Below are 18,757 nucleotides of genomic sequence, written 5' to 3' on the forward strand. Positions count from 1 at the left end.
TGACGCGGGACTACCTCGAAGGCCGAGACTCAAGGACGCCATCGGCTATGAATTGGCCGGTGGCACTTCTCTCTCGATGCCATTTCGTCGAGTATTGGCGGCATGGATGTCAAGGAAGTGCTGCTGCCGGGCGTCGGTCTGCGGTACGAGTTCATCAGCCACAAGGGTGAGCGGATCGGCATCATTGCCCGGCGCACCGGCGAATTCGACATCGTCCTGTACACCGCCGAGGACCCTGACGAATGCCGGCCGGTCTTCCGCCTCAACGGCGAAGAGGCCGACACCGTGGCCGCGATTCTCGGTGCACCGAGAATCGCCGAGCGGTTCACCGAGCTGACCCGCGAGGTGCCCGGGCTCGAGGCGGGTCAGATCTCGATCGAGCCCGAGAGTCCGTTCGTCGGCCGGCCGCTGGGCAACACCCGCGCCCGCACCCGCACCGGCGCCTCGATCGTCGCGATCGTCCGCGGCGACGACGTGGTCGCTTCGCCCGGCCCCGCGGAAACGCTGCGGGCGCGCGACGTCCTGATTGTGATCGGCACCGAAGAGGGCATTGTCGGAGTCCGGCAGATCGTCAACCAAGGCTGAGCCGGTGGGTGTTTCGGAGGCGCTGCTATTCGAGCTCGGCGCCCTCTTGGTCATGCTTGCCCTGCTCGGCGCCCTTGCCCGTAGGTTCGCATTGTCACCGATCCCGGTTTATCTGTTGGCGGGGCTAGCGCTGGGGAAGGGCGGCATCCTGCCGGTGGCCGCCGCCGCTGACTTCGTCAGCACCGGGGCACCCATCGGCATCGTGTTGCTGTTGCTGACCTTGGGCCTGGAGTTCTCCGCGACCGAATTCGCCAGCAGCCTGCGTCATCATCTGCCGTCGGCCGGCGTCGACATCGTCCTCAACGCCACGCCCGGCGCGGTGACCGGCTGGCTGCTCGGGCTGGACGGCGTTGCCATCGTGGCGCTGGCCGGCGTCACATACATCTCGTCGTCGGGTGTCATCGCGCGACTGCTCGAGGACCTGCGCCGCCTGGGCAACCGCGAAACCCCGGCGGTGCTGTCGGTGCTGGTGCTCGAAGACTTCGCGATGGCCGCCTACCTGCCGATGTTCACAGTGCTGGCATTGCGCGGCAGCTGGCTGGACGCGCTAGGTGGGACGCTGGCCGCGATCGGCGCCCTTCTCGCGGCGTTCGCCGCGTCCTACTACTGGGGCCATCACGTCGGCCGCCTGGTGGCGCACCCCGACTCCGAGCAACTGCTGCTGCGGGTCTTGGGCATCACCTTGCTGGTCGCGGCGCTGGCGGAGTCGTTGCACGCATCCGCTGCGGTCGGCGCGTTTCTGGTGGGCCTGACCCTGACCGGGGAAACGGCCGACCGGGCGCGCAAGGTCCTGGGTCCGCTGCGCGATTTGTTCGCCGCGATCTTCTTCCTTGCGATCGGATTATCGGTGAGCCCCAAGGAGCTGCTTCCGATGCTTCCGGTGGCCGTCGTCCTGGCCGCGGTGACTGCCGCGACCAAGGTGCTGACCGGTATGTACGCCGCCCGCCGTGACGGGGTGGCACGGCGCGGCCAGTTGCGCGCGGGCACCGCGCTGATCGCTCGAGGCGAGTTCTCGCTGATCATCATCGGATTGGTCGGCGTATCGATCCCCACGGTGGCGGCGTTGGCAACCTCGTACGTCTTCATCATGGCGATCGTGGGCCCGGTCGTGGCGCGTTACACCGGTGGGCCGCTGCGGGCCGCCGCCTGAGACGAAGTCGGTCAGCCGATGTGCAAGGCGACGACCAGCCAGCGGGCGCCGCCGGCGGCGGTCACCCGTTCCACGCGACCGGCGATCGCGTGGATCCGGTCTCCGCGGCTGTAGCTGCCGAACACCTCCGCGGCGGAGTCCGAGGACCCGACCGGTTGCAGTCGAACCCGGCGCAACACCGCGGTCCCGTGCTGACCGGCCACCGCTTCGCTGACCGACAGCACCGCGCCGACCAGGTTGGGCGCCAGCAGCGAACGCAGCTGTGTGGCGGGCCGGCGGCGGTCGATGACTTCGAGCACCCGGCGCAGTGCCGCGTCGGTGAACACGGCCGCCTGGCGCATGGGCGCCGACATGCCCTCGTTCGTCGGATGCTCGCCGCGGGCTCGGCGAGGCGCCCGTAGACTGCGCGGGCGTAAGGGTGGGTGCGTTGATTGTCGGCACCGGGGGATGGTTCCCGTTGGCGGTTCGTACTCTACAACCGGGACAACGGCGAAAGTCGGACGATGAGGCGGCTCGACAATAGGACTGATGCTCAACGGGCACTCTCCAGATCAAAACAGGTCAAACGACGGCAACGAGAGGATGTGGACCGCGCGCCTGCTGGAGAGTGGCAGACAAACTGCCGGTCATCATTGCACACACCACGCCGGCGTGTACCCGCCCCGTAATGTGGCCCCGTCGAGTGGTTACCGTGAGCCACATCGGTCCAACCGCCAGATTGGGGACGAATTGACAAGGAGGACAGGGCCGTAAATGGTGACCCGGTTGTCCACGACGGACGCGTCGTTCTATCGGCTGGAGAACACCGCCACCCCCATGTACGTCGGGTCGCTGATGATCCTGGGCCGGCCGCGGGCCGGACTGAGCTACGAGACGCTGTTGGCCACCGTCGAGCAGCGGCTGCCGCAGATACCGCGTTACCGGCAGAAGGTGCGCGAGGTGAAGATCGGCATGGCCCGGCCCGTGTGGATGGACGATCCCGAGTTCGATATCACCTATCACGTCAGGCGCTCGGCGTTGCCGTCGCCGGGCAGCGACGAGCAACTGCACGAACTCATCGCGCGGCTGGCTGCCCGGCCGCTGGACAAGTCGCGGCCGCTGTGGGAGATGTATGTCGTCGAGGGGCTGGAAAAGAATCGCATTGCCCTCTACACCAAATCGCACCAGGCCCTGATCAACGGGGTGACGTCACTGGCCATCGGCCATGTCATCGCCGATCGGACGCGGCGTCCACCGCCGTTCCCCGAAGACATCTGGATACCGGAACGCGACCCAGGACACACCCGTTTGGTGCTGGGCGCCATCGGTGACTGGCTTATCGGGCCCGGAGCGCAGCTGCAGGCCGTCGGATCCGCGGTCGCCGGCGCGGTCACCAACTACGGCCAACTCGTCGATGCGGGTCGCCGGGTTCTCGATGTCGCGCGCACCGTGGCGCGCGGCACCGCACCCAATAGTCCGCTCAATGCCACCGTTTCGCGCAATCGACGATTCACGGTGGCGCGCGGACGGCTCGAGGACTATCGGGCGGTACGCGCCCGTTATGACTGCGACATCCACGATGTGGTGCTGGCCGTGATCGCCGGCGCGCTGGGCAATTGGCTGATGTCGCGCGGCGAGACGGTGGCACCGACGGCGACGGTGCGCGCGATGGCTCCGCTGGCGGCGTACGTCGATGACCAATTCGATTCGACGGGTCCCGGCCAGGCCATGAGCCAGGTGACGCCCTTCTTGATAGATCTGCCGGTGGGGGAGGGCAACCCCGTGGTGCGGCTGTCCCAGGTCGCACACGCCACCGAATCGAACCCGACGGCCGCCAGCCTGGTGGACGCCCGGACCATAGTCACGCTGTCCGGCTTTGCGCCGCCCACCCTGCACGCGATGGGTGTCCGGGTCGCGACCAGTTATTCGGCGAGGTTGTTCAACCTGCTGATCACCAATGCCCCTGGGGCGCAATCGCAGATGTACGTCGCGGGCACCAAGTTACTGGAGGCTTACGCGGTGCCGCCGCTGTTGCACAACCAGGCGCTGGCCATCAGCGTGACGTCCTACAACGGCATGCTGTATTTCGGGATCAATGCCGACCGCGACGCGATGAGCGATGTCGACCTGTTGCCCGGCCTGCTCGGCCAGTCGCTCGAGGAGTTGCTGGAAGCGTCTCGCTAATTGTCCCGGTAATTGTCTCAGTGGAAATGGCTTGTGGGGATACCATCCGATGTTGTGAGCACTGCGATAACCAACGGCGCACCGGCCAAGACGGCGAAGCCGAAGAAGAAGTCAAAGCCGCCGGCCAAGCGCAAGATCCCGGCCAACGTCTACCATGCCGAATTGTTCCGGCTGCAAACAGAATTCGTGAAGCTACAGGAGTGGGTGCGGCATTCGGGGGCGCGCCTGGTGGTCGTCTTCGAGGGCCGCGACGGAGCCGGCAAAGGTGGGACCATCAAGAGGATCACCGAATACCTCAACCCGCGTGTGGCCCGCATCGCGGCGTTGCCCTCCCCGACCGACAGGGAACGCGGGCAGTGGTATTACCAGCGCTATATCGCACACTTGCCCGCCAAAGGCGAAATCGTGCTCTTCGACCGGTCGTGGTACAACCGCGCCGGCGTCGAAAAAGTCATGGGATTCTGTACGCCGCAAGAGCATGCGCTGTTCTTGCGGCAGACGCCGATCTTCGAGCACATGTTGATCGACGACGGGATCTTGCTGCGCAAGTATTGGTTTTCGGTGTCCGACGAGGAGCAGTTGCGGCGCTTCAAGGCCCGGCGCAGCGACCCCGTCCGGCAATGGAAGCTCAGCCCGATGGACCTGGAATCGCTGTACCGGTGGGAGGATTACTCCCGTGCCAAGGACCAGATGATGGTGCACACCGACATCCCGACCAGCCCGTGGTACGTGGTGGAATCCGATATCAAAAAGCATGCGCGGCTGAACATGATGGCCCACCTGTTGTCCACCATCGACTACCGCGACGTGGAGAAGCCGAAGGTCAAGTTGCCCAGACATCCGCTGGTGAGCGGCAACTACCAGCGCCCGCCGCGGGAATTGTCCAACTACGTCGAAGACTATGCGGCGACGTTGATCGATGGTTAGCACCGCAATCACGCGAGATCGGCGACTCGGCCCATGATGCAGGTCTACGTCCCGGCCACCCTGGCCATGCTGCGGCAACTTGTCGCGGACGGTTCGCTGTGGCCGGTCAGCGGCACGGCCTTCGCGGTGACGCCGAAATTGCGGGAGTCATATGCCGAGGGCGACGATGACGAACTTGCGGAAGTGGCTCTGCAGGAGGCCGCGCTGGCGTCCCTGCGTCTACTGGCCGACGACGGTGGCGAGGGTTTGCCGCCGCGACGCGTGGTGATTGCCGCCGAAGTGGACGCCGAAGCGGACGAAGTCACGTTGCGCCCCGATCTCGACGACGCCGTCGTCAGACTGACGGCGCCGGTTGCGATGGATCGGGTGGTTGCCGCCTATGTGGACAATGCCGCCGCCGAACCGGCCGTCACTGCGGCGATAGCCGTGATCGACGCCGCCGATCTCGGCGACGAGGACGCCGACCTGGTTGTCGGTGACGCCCAGGACCACGATCTGGCGTGGTATGCCAACCAGGAGTTGCCGTTCCTGCTCGACTTGCTTTGACAGCGTATTGCCAGGCGTCCTGCGACGTCGGTCCGAGACCGGCTGCGCTGTCGGGTAGTAGCATCACTGCACCGTCCCCAACGCTCCCGATGGCAGAGGAGTGGTCATGAGTACCGCCGCTGACCGTGCCCGTCAACTCGACCTGGTTGCCCGGCTGAAGTCGGCCTATCCCGAGCTTCCGGACGCCCCCACTCCCGACCTGCTCGACCACGATCGCTTCTGGGCGTACATGAAGACCAACCATGACGTCGGCGGTGAGCCGGACGCGCCCATGAAGTACGAGAACAAGCAGTACGAGTACTGGGAGCACATGACGTATGTGCTCTGCGAAGTGCTTGCGTGGCGCGGCATTTGGCTGTCGGAGGAGCGCCGGCGGATAGGCAACGTCGACGTGGGACGAGCGGTCTATCTCGGCTTCCCCTACTACGGTCGCTGGCTCTGGGCGGTCGCGCGGGTGCTGGTGGAAAAGCATCACATCAGCCTGGGCGAACTCAGCGAACGAATGGCAACGGTCAAGGCCCGCTATGCCGGTGGCCTCAACGGGAAAAAGCTTGAGGCACAACCGAAATCAGAAGGTGACGGCACCGGCGTGATCCGCAATGCGCACCACACCCACGCGGTCGGCAAGGGCGATCCGCAGGTGTATGCCGGTCGGGCCGGGCGGCCCAGGTTCCGCGTCGGCGACCCGGTGGTGGTGCGCGAACTGCCCGCGTTGCTGTATACCCGCACCCCGGAATACATACGGGGCGCCACTGGCGAAATCGCATCGGTCGCATACGAAAGCCCGGCCCCCGAGGACGAGACGTGGGACCGGCCCGATGCGCAGCCGGAGTGGTTCTACATCGTCCGGTTCAACCTGGCCGAGCTATGGCACGGATACACCGGGACCACCACCGACAGCTTGCAGACGGAGCTTCCCGAGCGGTGGCTGGCGGCGGCCGGAGGGTAGGAGTTTCGACATGACTGACCGGGATCACCATCAGGAGCACGACCACGAGCGGACGCTTGCCCCCACGGTGGATGAGATCACCGACTTCGAGGTACTCGAGATCGCGCTGCGTGAATTGTGCATCGAGAAGGGGATTTTCACCGCCGAAGAGCACCGGCACTTCACCGAGTTCGCCGAGCAGATCAACCCGACGCCGGCCTCGCACCTGGTGGCGCGCGCGTGGCTGGATCCCGAGTTCAGGCAATTGGCGCTCACCGATGCGCTGGCGGCCAGCAAAGAGGTGGGTGTCGACTGGCTGGAGCCGACCGGCTTCGGCACGCCCAGTGACTTCACCGCCTTCCAGATCCTCGAGGACACACCGACGTTGCACCACGTGATCGTCTGCGCGTTGTGTTCTTGTTATCCGCGACCGATTCTCGGCAACTCTCCGGAGTGGTACCGCACGCCCAACTATCGCCGGCGGATGGTCCGCTGGCCGCGACAGGTGCTCGCGGAATTCGGGCTTTATCTACCCGACGACGTCGCGATCCGGGTGGAGGACTCCAACCAGAAGCACCGGTTCATGGTGCTACCCATGCGCCCGGAGGGTACCGACGGCTGGGACGAAGACCGGCTGGCCGAGATCGTCACACGGGACTGCTTGATCGGCGTGGCCCTGCCCAAACCGGGTGTCACGACCAACGTCATCACCGCCACCCGAGCGGCCATCCATCCTGCCGGTGAGTGACGGGCAGCCCATGAGGGATCCGGAGCCGATCGAGCTGACGACCGTCGCGCCGCTGCAGAAGATCGTGGAACGCAATCAGGTCTGGTCGCGAATGGCCGCAAAGTATGGCGTGACCAACCCGGTGCCCCCGTGGAAGACCAGCTTGGACGGCCTGTGCGACGCGCTCGACCGCGCCACCTGCCGCGCGGACATTCCTGATTTCAAGCAGCGACGAGATGAGGAAGACGCCCTCTCGGCCAGCCGCTATGCCAGCTTGCCCTACCCCGAGAACCAGTTGGTGGCACTGGCCCACTCGCTGGTCGCTCGCGGCGTCATCGGTGAAGCGGAGCTGGCACAACGACTCGCCAGCATCCGCAGACGCCTCGAAGCCTGACCGGACCCCGGCTGCCGGGAAACACCGGCCACAGCCGGTTATCGGGTCTGCAATCCCGCTCGAGTGTCCTGTGATGCAGCTTGCACATTCCGGTCTGGCTACGGAACCGTAAGTTACGGTACCGTAGCTTTATGACGTGGGCGTGAGCTTGCCCCGCTGCCCAGGCGGAAGCCGATGGCCGCGCCGCAATCAGGAGCTTCGGATGAGTAAGAAAAATGCGGTGGTCAACGCCAAAGTCGCCGACACCAGGCGGCCGGCCGTTGCCGGCGCTGACCGGCATCCCGGCTGGCATGCACTGCGCAAGATCGCGGAGCGAATCACGACGCCACTGTTACCCGATGACTACTTGCAACTGGCCAATCCGCTGTGGTCGGCGCGGGAATTGCGGGGCCGTATCCTCGAGGTCCGCCGCGAGACCGAAGACTCGGCCACCTTGGTCATCAAGCCGGGGTGGGGTTTTAGCTTCGACTATCAACCGGGCCAGTACATCGGGATCGGGTTGTTGGTCGACGGACGCTGGCGCTGGCGCTCGTATTCGCTGACGTCGAGCCCCGTCGGGACCACCGGCTCCGCGCGCACCGTCACCATCACCGTGAAGGCGATGCCCGAAGGTTTCCTGTCCACCCACCTGGTGGCCGGCGTGGAGCCGGGGACCGTGGTGCGTCTGGCCGCCCCTCAGGGCAACTTCGTGCTGCCCGATCCCGCGCCGCGCTCGATGCTGTTTGTGACCGCTGGATCCGGGATCACGCCGGTGATGTCGATGCTGCGAACATTGGTGCGCCGCAACCAGATTACCGATATCGCGCATCTGCATTCGGCGCCCACCGAAGCTGACGTGATGTTCGGCGCCGAGCTGGCCGCCCTGACCGACGACCATCCCGGGTATCGGCTGAAGGTGCGCACGACCCGCACCGAGGGCCGTCTGGACCTCGCCCGGCTCGGCGAGGAGGTGCCCGATTGGCGCGACCGGCAAACCTGGGCGTGCGGGCCCGCCGCCATGCTCAACCAGGCCGAAAAGGTCTGGGCCGCTGCCGGCGTCAGCGACCGGCTGCACCTCGAGCGCTTCGCGGTGTCCAAGGCGGCACCCGCCGGCGCCGGCGGCACGGTCACGTTCGCCCGCAGCGGCCGGTCGGTGGCTGCCGATGCGGCGACATCGGTGATGGATGCGGGTGAGGGCGCCGGGGTGCAGATGCCTTTCGGCTGCCGGATGGGGATCTGTCAATCGTGTGTGGTCGACCTGGTAGCGGGCCACGTCCGTGACCTGCGGACCGGTCAGGAGCATGATCCCGGCACCCGGATCCAGACCTGCGTGTCGGCTGCCTCGGGCGATTGTGTGGTCGACATCTAAAGCTACCCATTGGTAACTTACGGAAACGTAGCCTACGATGGCGTAGGTACGGAATCGTACGACGTAGGGAGAACACAATGGCGATAACCGACGTCGACGTATTCGCGCATCTGACGGACGCCGACATCGAAAACCTGGCAGTTGAGCTCGATGCCATCCGCCAGGACATCGAAGATTCTCGTGGCGAGCGCGATGCCCGCTACATCCGCCGCACCATTGCCGCCCAGCGTGCGCTGGAGGTGAGTGGCCGCCTGATGCTGGCTGCCGGCTCGCGGCGCAGCGCATGGTGGGCGGGCGCGGTGACCCTGGGCGTGGCCAAGATCATCGAGAACATGGAGATCGGCCACAACGTGATGCACGGCCAGTGGGACTGGATGAACGATCCCGAGATCCACTCCTCGACCTGGGAGTGGGACATGAGCGGCGCATCCAAGCACTGGCGCTACACCCACAATTTCGTGCACCACAAATACACCAACATCCTGGGCATGGATGACGACGTGGGCTACGGCATGCTGCGCGTCACCCGGGACCAGCGGTGGAAGAAGTACAACATCTTCAACCTGGTCTGGAACACGCTGCTCGCTCTGCTTTTCGAGTGGGGAGTTGCGTTGCAACACTTGGAGATTGGCAAGATCTTCAAGGGCCGGGCGGATCGCGACGAGGCGCGGACCCGGCTGCTGGAGTTCTCCAGCAAGGCCGGTCGCCAGGTGGTCAAGGACTACGTCGCCTACCCCGCACTGACCTCGTTGTCCCCTGGTGCCACCTACCGGTCGACCGTGACCGCCAATGCGGTGGCCAACGTGATCCGCAACGTGTGGTCCAACGCGGTCATCTTCTGCGGGCATTTTCCCGACGGCGCTGAGAAGTTCACCAAGACGGACATGATCGGCGAGACGAAGGGACAGTGGTACCTGCGACAGATGCTGGGCAGCGCCAACTTCGACGCCGGTCCCGCGCTGCGGTTCATGAGCGGCAACCTGTGCCACCAGATCGAGCACCACCTGTATCCCGACCTGCCGAGTAACCGCCTCGCCGAGATCTCGGTGCGGGTGCGCGAGGTGTGTGACAAGTACGACTTGCCCTACACCACCGGCCCATTCCTGGTGCAATACGCCAAGACGTGGCGCACCCTGGCCAAGCTGTCGCTGCCGAACAAGTACCTGCGCTACGACACCGACAACGCGCCCGAGACCCGCAGCGAGCGGATGTTCGCCGACCTGGAGCCGGGTTTTGCCGGTACCGACCCGCAGACCGGGCGCCGGCGCGGGTTGAAGACCGCGATCGCGACCGTGCGCGGTTGGCGGCGCGGCCGGACGGCAAGCCGTCCAGCGGACCTGGCGGCCTGACCCGGCCGCCATTTCATAAACGCCCAACAATAATTCATGGCATCGTCGTTACCGTTCGTTGCGGTCAATGGCTGTAGTGCAGAAAGGTAAGACGATGGCGATCACCGATGTGGACGTGTTCGCACACTTGACGACCGCCGACATCGATGCACTGGCCGGCGAGCTAAATGCCATCCGCCGCGACGTCGAAGAGTCCCGCGGCGAACGGGACGCCCGCTACATCCGCCGTACCATCGCCGCGCAGCGGGGGCTGGAGGTGGCGGCCCGGGTGCTGCTGGGTGCCAGCTCACGGCGGTGGGCGTGGTGGACCGGCTCGGTGGCCCTCGCGGCGGCCAAGATCATCGAGAACATGGAGATCGGCCACAACGTGATGCACGGCCAGTGGGACTGGATGAACGATCCCGAGATCCACTCCTCGACCTGGGAGTGGGACATGCTGTCCACATCGAGGCACTGGCGCTACACGCACAACTTCGTGCACCACAAGTACACCAACATCCTCGACATGGACCACGACGTTGGCTACGACATGGTCCGGGTGACCCGGGACCAGCCCTGGAAGCGGCGCAATGGTTTCAACCTGGTGATCAACACCGTGCTCGCGCTCGGCTTCGAATTGGGAATCGCCTTGCGGCACTTGGAGATTCACGAGGTATTCCGAAAGGACCGCGCCGAGCGCGATGCGGCTCGGGCGCGACTTCGGGAGTTCTCCGGCAAGGCCGGCCGCCAGCTGGCCAAGGACTACGTGGCATTCCCCGCGCTGACCTCGTTGTCGCCCGGCGCAACATACCGCTCGACGCTCAAAGCCAACGCGATGGCCAACGTGATCCGCAACGTCTGGTCCAACGCGGTCATCTTCTGCGGGCATTTTCCCGACGGCGCTGAGAAGTTCACCAAGACGGACATGATCGGCGAGACGAAGGGGCAGTGGTATCTGCGGCAGATGCTGGGCAGCGCCAACTTCGACGCCGGTCCCGCGCTGCGGTTCATGAGCGGCACCCTGTCCCACCAGATCGAGCATCACTTGTATCCGGACCTGCCCAGTAACCGGCTTGCCGAGATCTCGGTGCGGGTGCGCGAGGTGTGCGACAAGTACGACTTGCCCTACACCACGGGCCCATTCCTGGTGCAATACGCCAAGACGTGGCGCACCCTGGCCAAGCTGTCGCTGCCCGACAAGTATCTGCGCGACAATGCCGACGACGCGCCGGAGACGCGCAGCGAGCAGATGTTCGCCGAGCTGGAACCGGGTTTCGCCGGCATTGATCCGGTGACCGGTCGCCGCCGTGGCCTCAAGTCCGCGATTGCCGCGGTGCGCAGCTGGCGGCGCGCTCGGCATCTGCCGGCGGCATCGTCAAGTGCCACAGATGATCTGGCGGCCTAGGGGCCGTCGCCCAGCGTGCAATGGCTGCGAGAATTCGCCGAATTTCTCGCAGCCATTACACGTTCGGCGCGCTGCGGCGTGCGCATACCCTAGTCGAGCCGCTCGATGATGGTGGCGTTGGCCATGCCGCCGCCTTCGCACATCGTCTGCAGCCCGTAGCGCCCGCCCCGCTGGTGCAGCGCGTTGACCAGCGTTGTCATGATGCGGGCGCCGCTGGCCCCCAGCGGGTGGCCGATCGCGATGGCGCCGCCGTTGACGTTCGTCTTGGCCAAGTCTGCGCCGGTGTCCTGCGCCCAGGCCAGCACGACCGGCGCGAACGCCTCGTTCACCTCGAACAGGTCGACGTCGGACAGTGTCAAACCGGCTCGGCGCAACACCTTTTCGGTGGCCGGAATGACCCCGGTCAGCATGTAGAGCGGGTCGGAGCCCACCACCGTCGCGGTGTGGATGCGCGCCAGCGGGCGCAGACCGAGCTTGGCGGCGACGTCGCTGGTGGTGACCAATACGGCGGCACTGCCGTCGGACAGCGGCGACGAGTTACCCGGCGTGATTGACCAATTAATCTGCGGGAACAGGGCTTTCATCGCCTCGCTGTAGAACGCCGGCTGCAGCCCGGCCAGGGTCTCGACGGTCGTGCCGGGTCGGATGCTTTCGTCGGACGCAAGCCCGGCGACCGGGATCAGCTCGTCGTCGAAGAGCCCTTGCTTGGTGGCTTGAGCTGCCTTCTCGTGACTGGTCGCTGCGAACTCGTCGAGTTGAGCGCGCGAGAAGCCCCACCGTGCCGCGATCAGCTCGGCGCTGATGCCTTGTGGCACCAGGCCTTCCGGGTAACGCCGGGTCATGTCGTCGCCCATCGGGTTGCTCCCCGGCAGCACCGAGGTGCCCATCGGAACCCGGCCCATCGACTCCACACCACCGGCGATGACGAGGTCGTAAGCGCCGGACAAGACGCCCTGAGCGGCGAAGCTGATGGCCTGCTGGCTGCTGCCGCACTGGCGGTCGATCGTGACGCCGGGAACCGACTCCGGAAAGCCGGCGCCCAACAACGCGTTGCGGGCGATGTTGGCGGCCTGGTCGCCGACCTGGGTGACGGCACCGGCGATCACGTCGTCGATCTGGACCGGATCGACTCCGCTACGAGCCACGAGTTGACGCAGGCAGTGGGCCAGCAGATCGGCGGGGGCCACGCCATGCAGCGCGCCGTTGCCCTTGCCCTTGCCGATCGGGGTGCGGACGGCTCCGACGATGACGGCGTCGCGGCCCTGGCTCATGGCTCCTCCTCGCGGCTAGCTGAGTATCAACGACTATACCCAGCTATAGCAGGCTGGGTATACTCAACGCAACCTGGACCGGAGGGTGAGCTTCGTGACAATGCTGGAAGGCCCGCTGGCCGACCGCGATGGTTGGTCGGCGGTCGGGGAATGCCCGATAGAGAAGACGATGGCCGTCGTCGGCACCAAGTCCGCGATGCTGATCATGCGCGAGGCCTACTACGGCACCACGCGCTTTGACGACTTCGTCCGTCGCGTCGGCATCACCAAGGCCGCGACGTCGGCGCGGCTGGCCGAACTGGTGGCCCTCGGACTCCTAGCCCGGCGACCCTATCGCGAGCCCGGACAGCGCAGCCGCGACGAGTATGTGCTTACCGACGCCGGGTTCGATTTCATGCCGGTGGTTTTTGCGATGTTCCAGTGGGGGAAACGGCATCTCCCGGGCGGCGATCGGCTGGAACTGACGCATCTGGGCTGCGACGCCGCTGTGCAGATCGAGATCCGTTGCACCCAAGGGCATTTGGTATTGCCCGACGAGCTTGGCATGCGGCTCGTCAAGTCTCCCTGAGTACGCCGAGCAGTCGGCGTGCGGCGGCGGTCCGTCGCGCGGCGGCGCCGGACAAGCTGTCCAGCGCGCATTCGGGATCGGCCGGCGGCCCCATGTGTCCGCAGCCGCGGGGGCAATCATGGATCGCCGCGGCCAGATCGGCAAACGCCAACAGCACGTCGTCGGGCTGGATGTGGGCCAAACCGAACGAGCGGATCCCCGGGGTGTCGATCACCCAGCCGGAACCCTCGCTGCCGGTTTGCAGCGGTAAAGCCACCGACTGTGTCGAGGTGTGTCGCCCCCTGCCAATATCGGTGACCTCTCCGACCGCCCGATCTGCTTCGGGCACAAGACGATTCACCAGCGTCGACTTGCCCACTCCGGAATGCCCGAGCAGCACGGTTATTTTGCCGTCGAGCAAGTCGGCCACCGCGAGCAGCGGGTCGTCACGGCCAGCGGCAACCACCTGCAGATCCAGGTCGACGAACTGTTCGGCGAACGGTTCGGGTGGGGCCAGGTCGGTCTTGGTCAGGGTCAGTATGGGTGTCAGCCCGCCCGCGTATGCGGCGATCAGCGCCCGGTCGACCAGTCCGGTGCGCGGCGGCGGATCGGCCAGCGCGACCACGATCAGCAGTTGGTCGGCGTTGGCGACCACCACTCGTTCGGTGGGGTCGGTGTCATCGGCGGTGCGGCGCAACACCGTTCGTCGCGGGCCTCGCCGGACGATGCGGGCCAGCGTGTCCGGCCGCCCGGACAGGTCGCCCACCACGTCGACGTCGTCTCCGACAACAATGGGCGTGCGGCCCAGCTCGCGTGCCCGCATGGCGGTGATGCGACGATCCGGGTCACCGCCTAGCACGCAACCCCACCGGCCGCGGTCGACGCTGACCACCATGGCGGCCTCGGCGTCGGCGTGCTCGGGACGGGTTTTCGTCCGGGGCCGCGAACCGCGGCCGGAGCGAACCTTGACGTGGGATTCGTCGTAGTCGCCGGGCCTCAAACGCCGGACTCCGCGACCATCTCGGCCCACAGCCGCGGAAATTCCGGCAGCGTCTTGGTGGTGGCACCGATGTCGTCCACCTCGACTCCGGCGACCCGCAGGCCGACGATCGCGCCGGCCATCGCCATCCGATGATCCGCATAGGCACGCCAGCGGCCGGGCCGCAACGGTGTCGCGGTGATCACCAGGCCGTCCGACGTTTCCCGGCAGTCACCGCCCAGGCGGTTGATCTCGGCGCTCAACGCGGCCAGCCGGTCGGTCTCGTGGCCGCGCAGGTGGGCGATGCCGGTCAGCCGCGACACCGATCCCGGGGTGGCAAGCGCCGCGAGTGCGGCCACCGAGGGCGTGAGCTCGCCGACATCACGCAGGTCGACGTCGAACCCACGATACGCTGCGGGGCCCCGCACCTCCAGCATTGAATCATTATGTGAGACAACGGCACTGAGCTGACGCAGGATGCGCAGGATGTCGGCGGCGGGCTGGACGCTGTCGGCCGGCCAACCGGTGATACGCACCGTGCCCCCGCTGACCACCGCCGCTGCCAGGAACGCGACCGCATTGGTGAGATCCGGTTCGACGTCCCAACGGCGTGCCTTGACCGCGCCGGGTGCTACCCGCCAGCGATACGGAACCGAATCGTCGACGTCGACGCCGGCCTGGCGCAGCATCGCCACCGTCATCGCGATGTGCGGTGCCGAAGGCAGCGCCGCACCGCTGTGTTGCACGGTCAGTCCCTCGGCAAACGATGCCGCGGACAGCAGCAGGCCCGACACGAACTGCGACGACGCCGACGCGTCGATGGCCACCGTGCCACCGGCGACCGATCCGGTGCCGTGGACGCGGAAAGGCAGCCCCGCACCGTCGATCTGGACGCCCAGACCGCGCAGGGCATCCAGCAGCGGCGCGATGGGCCGGGCCCGGGCCTGCTCGTCGCCGTCGAACGTGACCACGGCGGCGCTCAGTGCCGCCAGCGGCGGGACGAAACGCAAGACCGTGCCGGCCAGGCCGCAGTCCACTCGGGCGCCGGGACCGGGTTCGAGGCGGCCGCTGACCGTCAGTTCCGAGCCCGTCCCGTCGACGCGCAGGCCCAGAGTTTGCAGCGCTGCGATCATCAGATCGGTGTCGCGGCTGCGCAGCGCGCCGCTGATCGTCGAGGCGCCTTGCTGTTGCGCGGCCGCCAGCGCGGCCAGCACCAGTGTGCGGTTGGTCTGCGATTTCGAGCCCGGAACGGTCACCGTCGCGCGCACCGGCGCCGGCGTGGACGGGGCCGGCCAGGCCTGCAGGGGGTCGGTGCTGCTCACGGCTACATCCTGCCGTGTCGGCGGGTGTCGTGGGTACCAGGCACCATGGGACTCATGTGCGGACGATTTGCGGTCACCACCGATCCGGCCCGGCTGGCCGAGAAAATCAAGGCGATCGACGAAGCCACCGGGGCCGGGTCCACAGCCGAGGCGCCCAACTACAACGTGGCGCCAACCAACACGATCATGACGGTCGTGGCGCGCCACAGCGAGCCGGACGACCAGCCTTCGCGCCGGGTGCGGCTGATGCGCTGGGGTCTTGTTCCGCCGTGGGCCAAGGCCGGGCCGGACGGCGGCCTGCCCGACACCAAGGGCCCGTTGCTGATCAACGCCCGGGCAGACAAGGTTGCCACGTCGCCCGCGTTCCGCGATTCGGCGCAGCGCAAGCGCTGCCTGGTGCCGATGGACGGCTGGTACGAATGGCAGGCCAATCCCGATGCCGTGCCTGGGCAGAAGGCCGCCAAGACACCGTTCTTTCTGCACCGCCGCGACGGCGAACCGGTGTTCATGGCCGGATTGTGGTCGGTGTGGAAGCCGGACAAGAGTGCCGCGCCGCTACTGAGCTGCACGATCATCACCACGGACGCCGTAGGGCCAACGGCCGAGATCCACGACCGGATGCCGCTGATGCTGGCCGAATCCGACTGGGACGCCTGGCTGAATCCGGATGCGCCGCTGGATCCGGAGTTGGTGGCCCGTCCGCCGGACGTGCACGACATCGAGCTGCGTCGGGTGTCGACATTGGTCAACAGCGTGCGCAATAACGGGCCGGAGCTGATCGAGGCTGCCGAGCGGCAATCGGAGCAGATGAAGCTGCTGTAGTGCCGGTTATGAAACTCCGCATGGCGCAGTTTCGCGGCATGTTGGAGCGGAATCTGGCGCGGCTCGACCTCAGGTCAGGTTGTCTGCCGAAGACAACGTTCGGATCATTTTTGTCGGATCACGACGGAACGGCGTGCGCAACCGCGCGCCTAGCATGCATGTGTGACTGGTTCGTACACATACACATTCGACGACATCCGATACCGCCCAGTCGCGGTGATCGGAGCGGGAACGCTGGGTCGGCGCATCGCGTTGATGTTCGCCAGCCGCGGCGGAACCGTGCGAATGTATGCCAGGCTTGCCGAACAGCACGCCGAAGCAACGCAGTACGTAACGAAGGCCCTGCCGAAGCTTGTGCAGGACAGAGGCTTTGGTGAAATCGGCGTCGCCGTGGGCACGAGTTCGCTCGAAGAGGCGCTGGACGGCGCCTGGCTCGCGGTCGAGTCGGTTCCCGAAAGGCTCGAGATCAAGGTTCCGCTGTGGGGTCAGATCGACCAAGCGGCACCGCCGGACACATCTTCGCGACCAACTCTTCGTCGTTCCCGTCACGGCTGATGGCCGAAAACGTCAGAGACAAAACGCGTTTGTGCAACACGCACTTCTACATGCCGCCACAGTTCAACGCACTCGACCTGATGTCGGACGGCGAGACCGACCGCGGCCTGCTCGACACCCTGCTGTCCGTACTGCCCGAGTTCGGTGTCCATCCCTTCGAGGCGCGCCGCGAATGCACCGGCTTCATCTTCAATCGCGTCTGGGCCGCGATCAAACGCGAGTCACTGGCCGTCGTCGCCGAAGGCGCGGCGCTCCCGGAGGATGTCGACGGGATGTTCAAGGCCAACTGGGGGCTGTCGGCCGGGCCGTTCCAGATGATGGATCTGGTTGGCCTCGACGTGGTCCTCGACATCGAGAACCACTACGTCGAAGAGTTCCCGTGCTTGCCCAGGCACGCCCGGGACGTGCTACAGCAATACGTCGATGCCGGAAAGTTCGGCGTCAAATCGGGCGAGGGCTTCTACAAGTACCCCTAGCCCGTTCGCGGGACAGCTGTGCTCGCCGGCAGTGGCGTTACGCTCGGCGAGCCAGGTGGGCGAGCGCGAGCTTGGCGGCGTTGGCGCCGCACATGCCGTGCGCACCGGAATCCGGTGGGGTGGCCGCCGAGCAGATGTACATGCCGGGCACACCAATGGTTTACGGCGACAGCGTGGTTCGCGGCCCGAATACCAGCTGGCGAATGTCCTTGGCGCCGGTCATGATGTCACCGCCGACATAGTTGGCGTTGCAGGAAGACATCTGCAATGTGGTACGGACGGCCTGTCCCACGATGCGTTCCCGGAACCAGGGGCGAACCGTTCGATCTGGGCGATGATCGCCGCTGTCGCATCGCCGGTGTAGCCGTTGGGCACGCGCGCGTAGCTCCACACCGGGTGGACGTTGCCGACCGAGCGCTGCGGATCGGCCAGATACTGCTGGCCAACCAGTACGAACGGCCGCTCCGGCATGCGTCCGGCATGGATCTCCCGCTCGGTCGCGGCGAGTTCGGAGTAGGTGCCGGCCAGGCGCACCGTGCCGGCCCGACGGGCAGCCGGGTTCGTCCACGGCACCCCGCCCTCGACGGCGAAGTCGACTTTGAATGCACCCGGACCACATCGAAACCTGGTGAAGGCAGCCGAAATTCGGCGCGGAAGACGGTCCCCCAGGATCCCGGCGACCGCGCTCGGCGCCAGGTCGAACATGGTGACGTCCGCCGGTGGCAGCTGCGACGCCGTCGCGACCCGGACCCCGGTCTCGATCTTGGCGCCCAACTCACCCAGCAGCGCCACCATAGCGTTGGTGATCGACTGCGATCCGCCTTCGCCCACTGCCCAGCCGTGGCGGTGGCCGGCCGCGATGATGCCCATCCCGACAGCGGAGGTCAATGGGTAATGCAGCGGCCGGAACGCATGAGCCGCAACGCCTCCGAACAACGCCCGCCCCTGTAGGGTGCGAAACAGGCGGGCCAACGCCGACGCGGGGAGCACGGTGGGTGTGCCAAACCGGGCCAGCATCAGCGGATGGTGCGGGAACCGCAGCAATGGCCGCATGATGTCCTCGCTCAGCGCGTCGAACCGGGCGGCCGGGTAGCCGAAGGCGAGCCGCCACCGTGATCCGTAGTAACCCAGCCCCGCCGCGGTCTGCTCCACCGAGCGGTACAGCACGCCGGCGCTGCCGTCGTCGAGCGGGTGCACACAATCGAGCTCCGGCCGGCGCCACGACAGGCCGTACCGCTGCAGGTCGAAGCGGCTCGCGAGACCTGACACCGTCGCGAATCGACA

The 18,757-nt window shown here is 66.4% G+C and carries 17 protein-coding genes and 2 pseudogenes; 14 read left to right on the forward strand and 5 right to left on the reverse strand.

Features of this window, described 5'->3' with window-relative positions; genetic code table 11:
- The first annotated feature begins 102 nt into the window (after positions 1-102).
- Positions 103-585, forward strand: a complete 483-nt coding sequence (locus MKAN_RS20485; RefSeq protein ID WP_023371634.1) for a cation:proton antiporter regulatory subunit — start codon at positions 103-105, stop codon at positions 583-585.
- A gap of 4 nt (positions 586-589) precedes the next feature.
- Complete coding sequence (locus tag MKAN_RS20490; RefSeq protein ID WP_023371636.1) at positions 590-1,735, forward strand: cation:proton antiporter; 1,146 nt, start codon at positions 590-592, stop codon at positions 1,733-1,735.
- Between the two features lie 11 nt (positions 1,736-1,746).
- Here MKAN_RS20490 and MKAN_RS20495 read toward each other — a convergent pair whose 3' ends face one another.
- A complete protein-coding gene (locus MKAN_RS20495; RefSeq protein ID WP_023371638.1) occupies positions 1,747-2,088 on the reverse strand; it encodes an Rv3235 family protein in 342 nt (113 codons plus the stop codon).
- Positions 2,089-2,488: 400 nt separating this feature from the next.
- Between MKAN_RS20495 and MKAN_RS31410 the strand changes: the two genes are divergently transcribed.
- The 9 genes from MKAN_RS31410 to MKAN_RS20540 all read left to right on the forward strand — a co-directional run bounded on the left by MKAN_RS31410 (position 2,489) and on the right by MKAN_RS20540 (position 11,501).
- A complete protein-coding gene (locus MKAN_RS31410; protein ID WP_023371640.1) occupies positions 2,489-3,898 on the forward strand; it encodes a WS/DGAT/MGAT family O-acyltransferase in 1,410 nt (469 codons plus the stop codon).
- Between the two features lie 54 nt (positions 3,899-3,952).
- Positions 3,953-4,825: a polyphosphate kinase 2 gene (gene ppk2 / locus MKAN_RS20505; RefSeq protein ID WP_036391157.1), complete on the forward strand. Its 873-nt coding sequence runs from the start codon at positions 3,953-3,955 to the stop codon at positions 4,823-4,825.
- A gap of 33 nt (positions 4,826-4,858) precedes the next feature.
- Entirely contained in the window at positions 4,859-5,371 is a 513-nt protein-coding gene (locus MKAN_RS20510; protein WP_023371644.1) for a DUF6912 family protein, read from the forward strand.
- A gap of 106 nt (positions 5,372-5,477) precedes the next feature.
- Positions 5,478-6,320 (forward strand): SH3-like domain-containing protein, encoded by an 843-nt coding sequence (locus MKAN_RS20515; RefSeq protein ID WP_036391727.1) that lies wholly within the window; start codon positions 5,478-5,480, stop codon positions 6,318-6,320.
- Between the two features lie 10 nt (positions 6,321-6,330).
- A complete protein-coding gene (scnC, locus tag MKAN_RS20520) occupies positions 6,331-7,047 on the forward strand; it encodes a thiocyanate hydrolase subunit gamma (RefSeq protein ID WP_023371648.1) in 717 nt (238 codons plus the stop codon).
- A gap of 10 nt (positions 7,048-7,057) precedes the next feature.
- Complete coding sequence (locus MKAN_RS20525; RefSeq protein WP_023371650.1) at positions 7,058-7,420, forward strand: hypothetical protein; 363 nt, start codon at positions 7,058-7,060, stop codon at positions 7,418-7,420.
- A 202-nt stretch (positions 7,421-7,622) separates the two neighbouring features.
- The gene (locus MKAN_RS20530; RefSeq protein WP_023371652.1) at positions 7,623-8,768 is read left to right on the forward strand and encodes a ferredoxin reductase; all 1,146 of its coding nucleotides are present in this window, start codon (positions 7,623-7,625) and stop codon (positions 8,766-8,768) included.
- 77 nt (positions 8,769-8,845) lie between these two features.
- Positions 8,846-10,117: a fatty acid desaturase family protein gene (locus tag MKAN_RS20535; RefSeq protein WP_023371654.1), complete on the forward strand. Its 1,272-nt coding sequence runs from the start codon at positions 8,846-8,848 to the stop codon at positions 10,115-10,117.
- Between the two features lie 94 nt (positions 10,118-10,211).
- Complete coding sequence (locus MKAN_RS20540) at positions 10,212-11,501, forward strand: fatty acid desaturase family protein (protein ID WP_023371656.1); 1,290 nt, start codon at positions 10,212-10,214, stop codon at positions 11,499-11,501.
- Between the two features lie 89 nt (positions 11,502-11,590).
- Here MKAN_RS20540 and MKAN_RS20545 read toward each other — a convergent pair whose 3' ends face one another.
- Entirely contained in the window at positions 11,591-12,772 is a 1,182-nt protein-coding gene (locus MKAN_RS20545) for a thiolase family protein (protein WP_023371658.1), read from the reverse strand.
- A gap of 94 nt (positions 12,773-12,866) precedes the next feature.
- Here MKAN_RS20545 and MKAN_RS20550 point away from each other — a divergent pair, with 94 nt between their 5' ends.
- Positions 12,867-13,340 (forward strand): winged helix-turn-helix transcriptional regulator, encoded by a 474-nt coding sequence (locus MKAN_RS20550; protein ID WP_036391730.1) that lies wholly within the window; start codon positions 12,867-12,869, stop codon positions 13,338-13,340.
- Here MKAN_RS20550 and rsgA read toward each other — a convergent pair.
- Both rsgA and aroA read right to left on the reverse strand, forming a co-directional pair.
- Positions 13,327-14,319, reverse strand: coding sequence for a ribosome small subunit-dependent GTPase A (rsgA, locus tag MKAN_RS20555; RefSeq protein ID WP_023371662.1), 993 nt, complete (start codon positions 14,317-14,319; stop codon positions 13,327-13,329). The two genes, MKAN_RS20550 and rsgA, sit on opposite strands and share 14 nt — an antisense overlap.
- Entirely contained in the window at positions 14,316-15,602 is a 1,287-nt protein-coding gene (aroA, locus tag MKAN_RS20560; RefSeq protein WP_103797896.1) for a 3-phosphoshikimate 1-carboxyvinyltransferase, read from the reverse strand. The genes rsgA and aroA overlap by 4 nt, the downstream gene beginning before the upstream one ends.
- Before the next feature lie 72 nt (positions 15,603-15,674).
- Between aroA and MKAN_RS20565 the strand changes: the two genes are divergently transcribed.
- Together MKAN_RS20565 and MKAN_RS20570 are read left to right on the forward strand one after the other, a co-directional pair.
- Positions 15,675-16,442, forward strand: a complete 768-nt coding sequence (locus MKAN_RS20565) for an SOS response-associated peptidase (protein WP_023371666.1) — start codon at positions 15,675-15,677, stop codon at positions 16,440-16,442.
- Between the two features lie 162 nt (positions 16,443-16,604).
- A pseudogene (locus tag MKAN_RS20570) lies at positions 16,605-17,473 on the forward strand (3-hydroxyacyl-CoA dehydrogenase family protein).
- Positions 17,474-17,510: 37 nt separating this feature from the next.
- Here MKAN_RS20570 and MKAN_RS20575 read toward each other — a convergent pair.
- Positions 17,511-18,718 (reverse strand): annotated as a pseudogene (locus MKAN_RS20575) (phytoene desaturase family protein); the annotation flags it as partial.
- Positions 18,719-18,757: the final 39 nt, after the last annotated feature.

It is taken from the genome of Mycobacterium kansasii ATCC 12478, from assembly GCF_000157895.3.
In the GTDB taxonomy this organism is placed as follows: Bacteria; Actinomycetota; Actinomycetes; order Mycobacteriales; family Mycobacteriaceae; genus Mycobacterium; species Mycobacterium kansasii.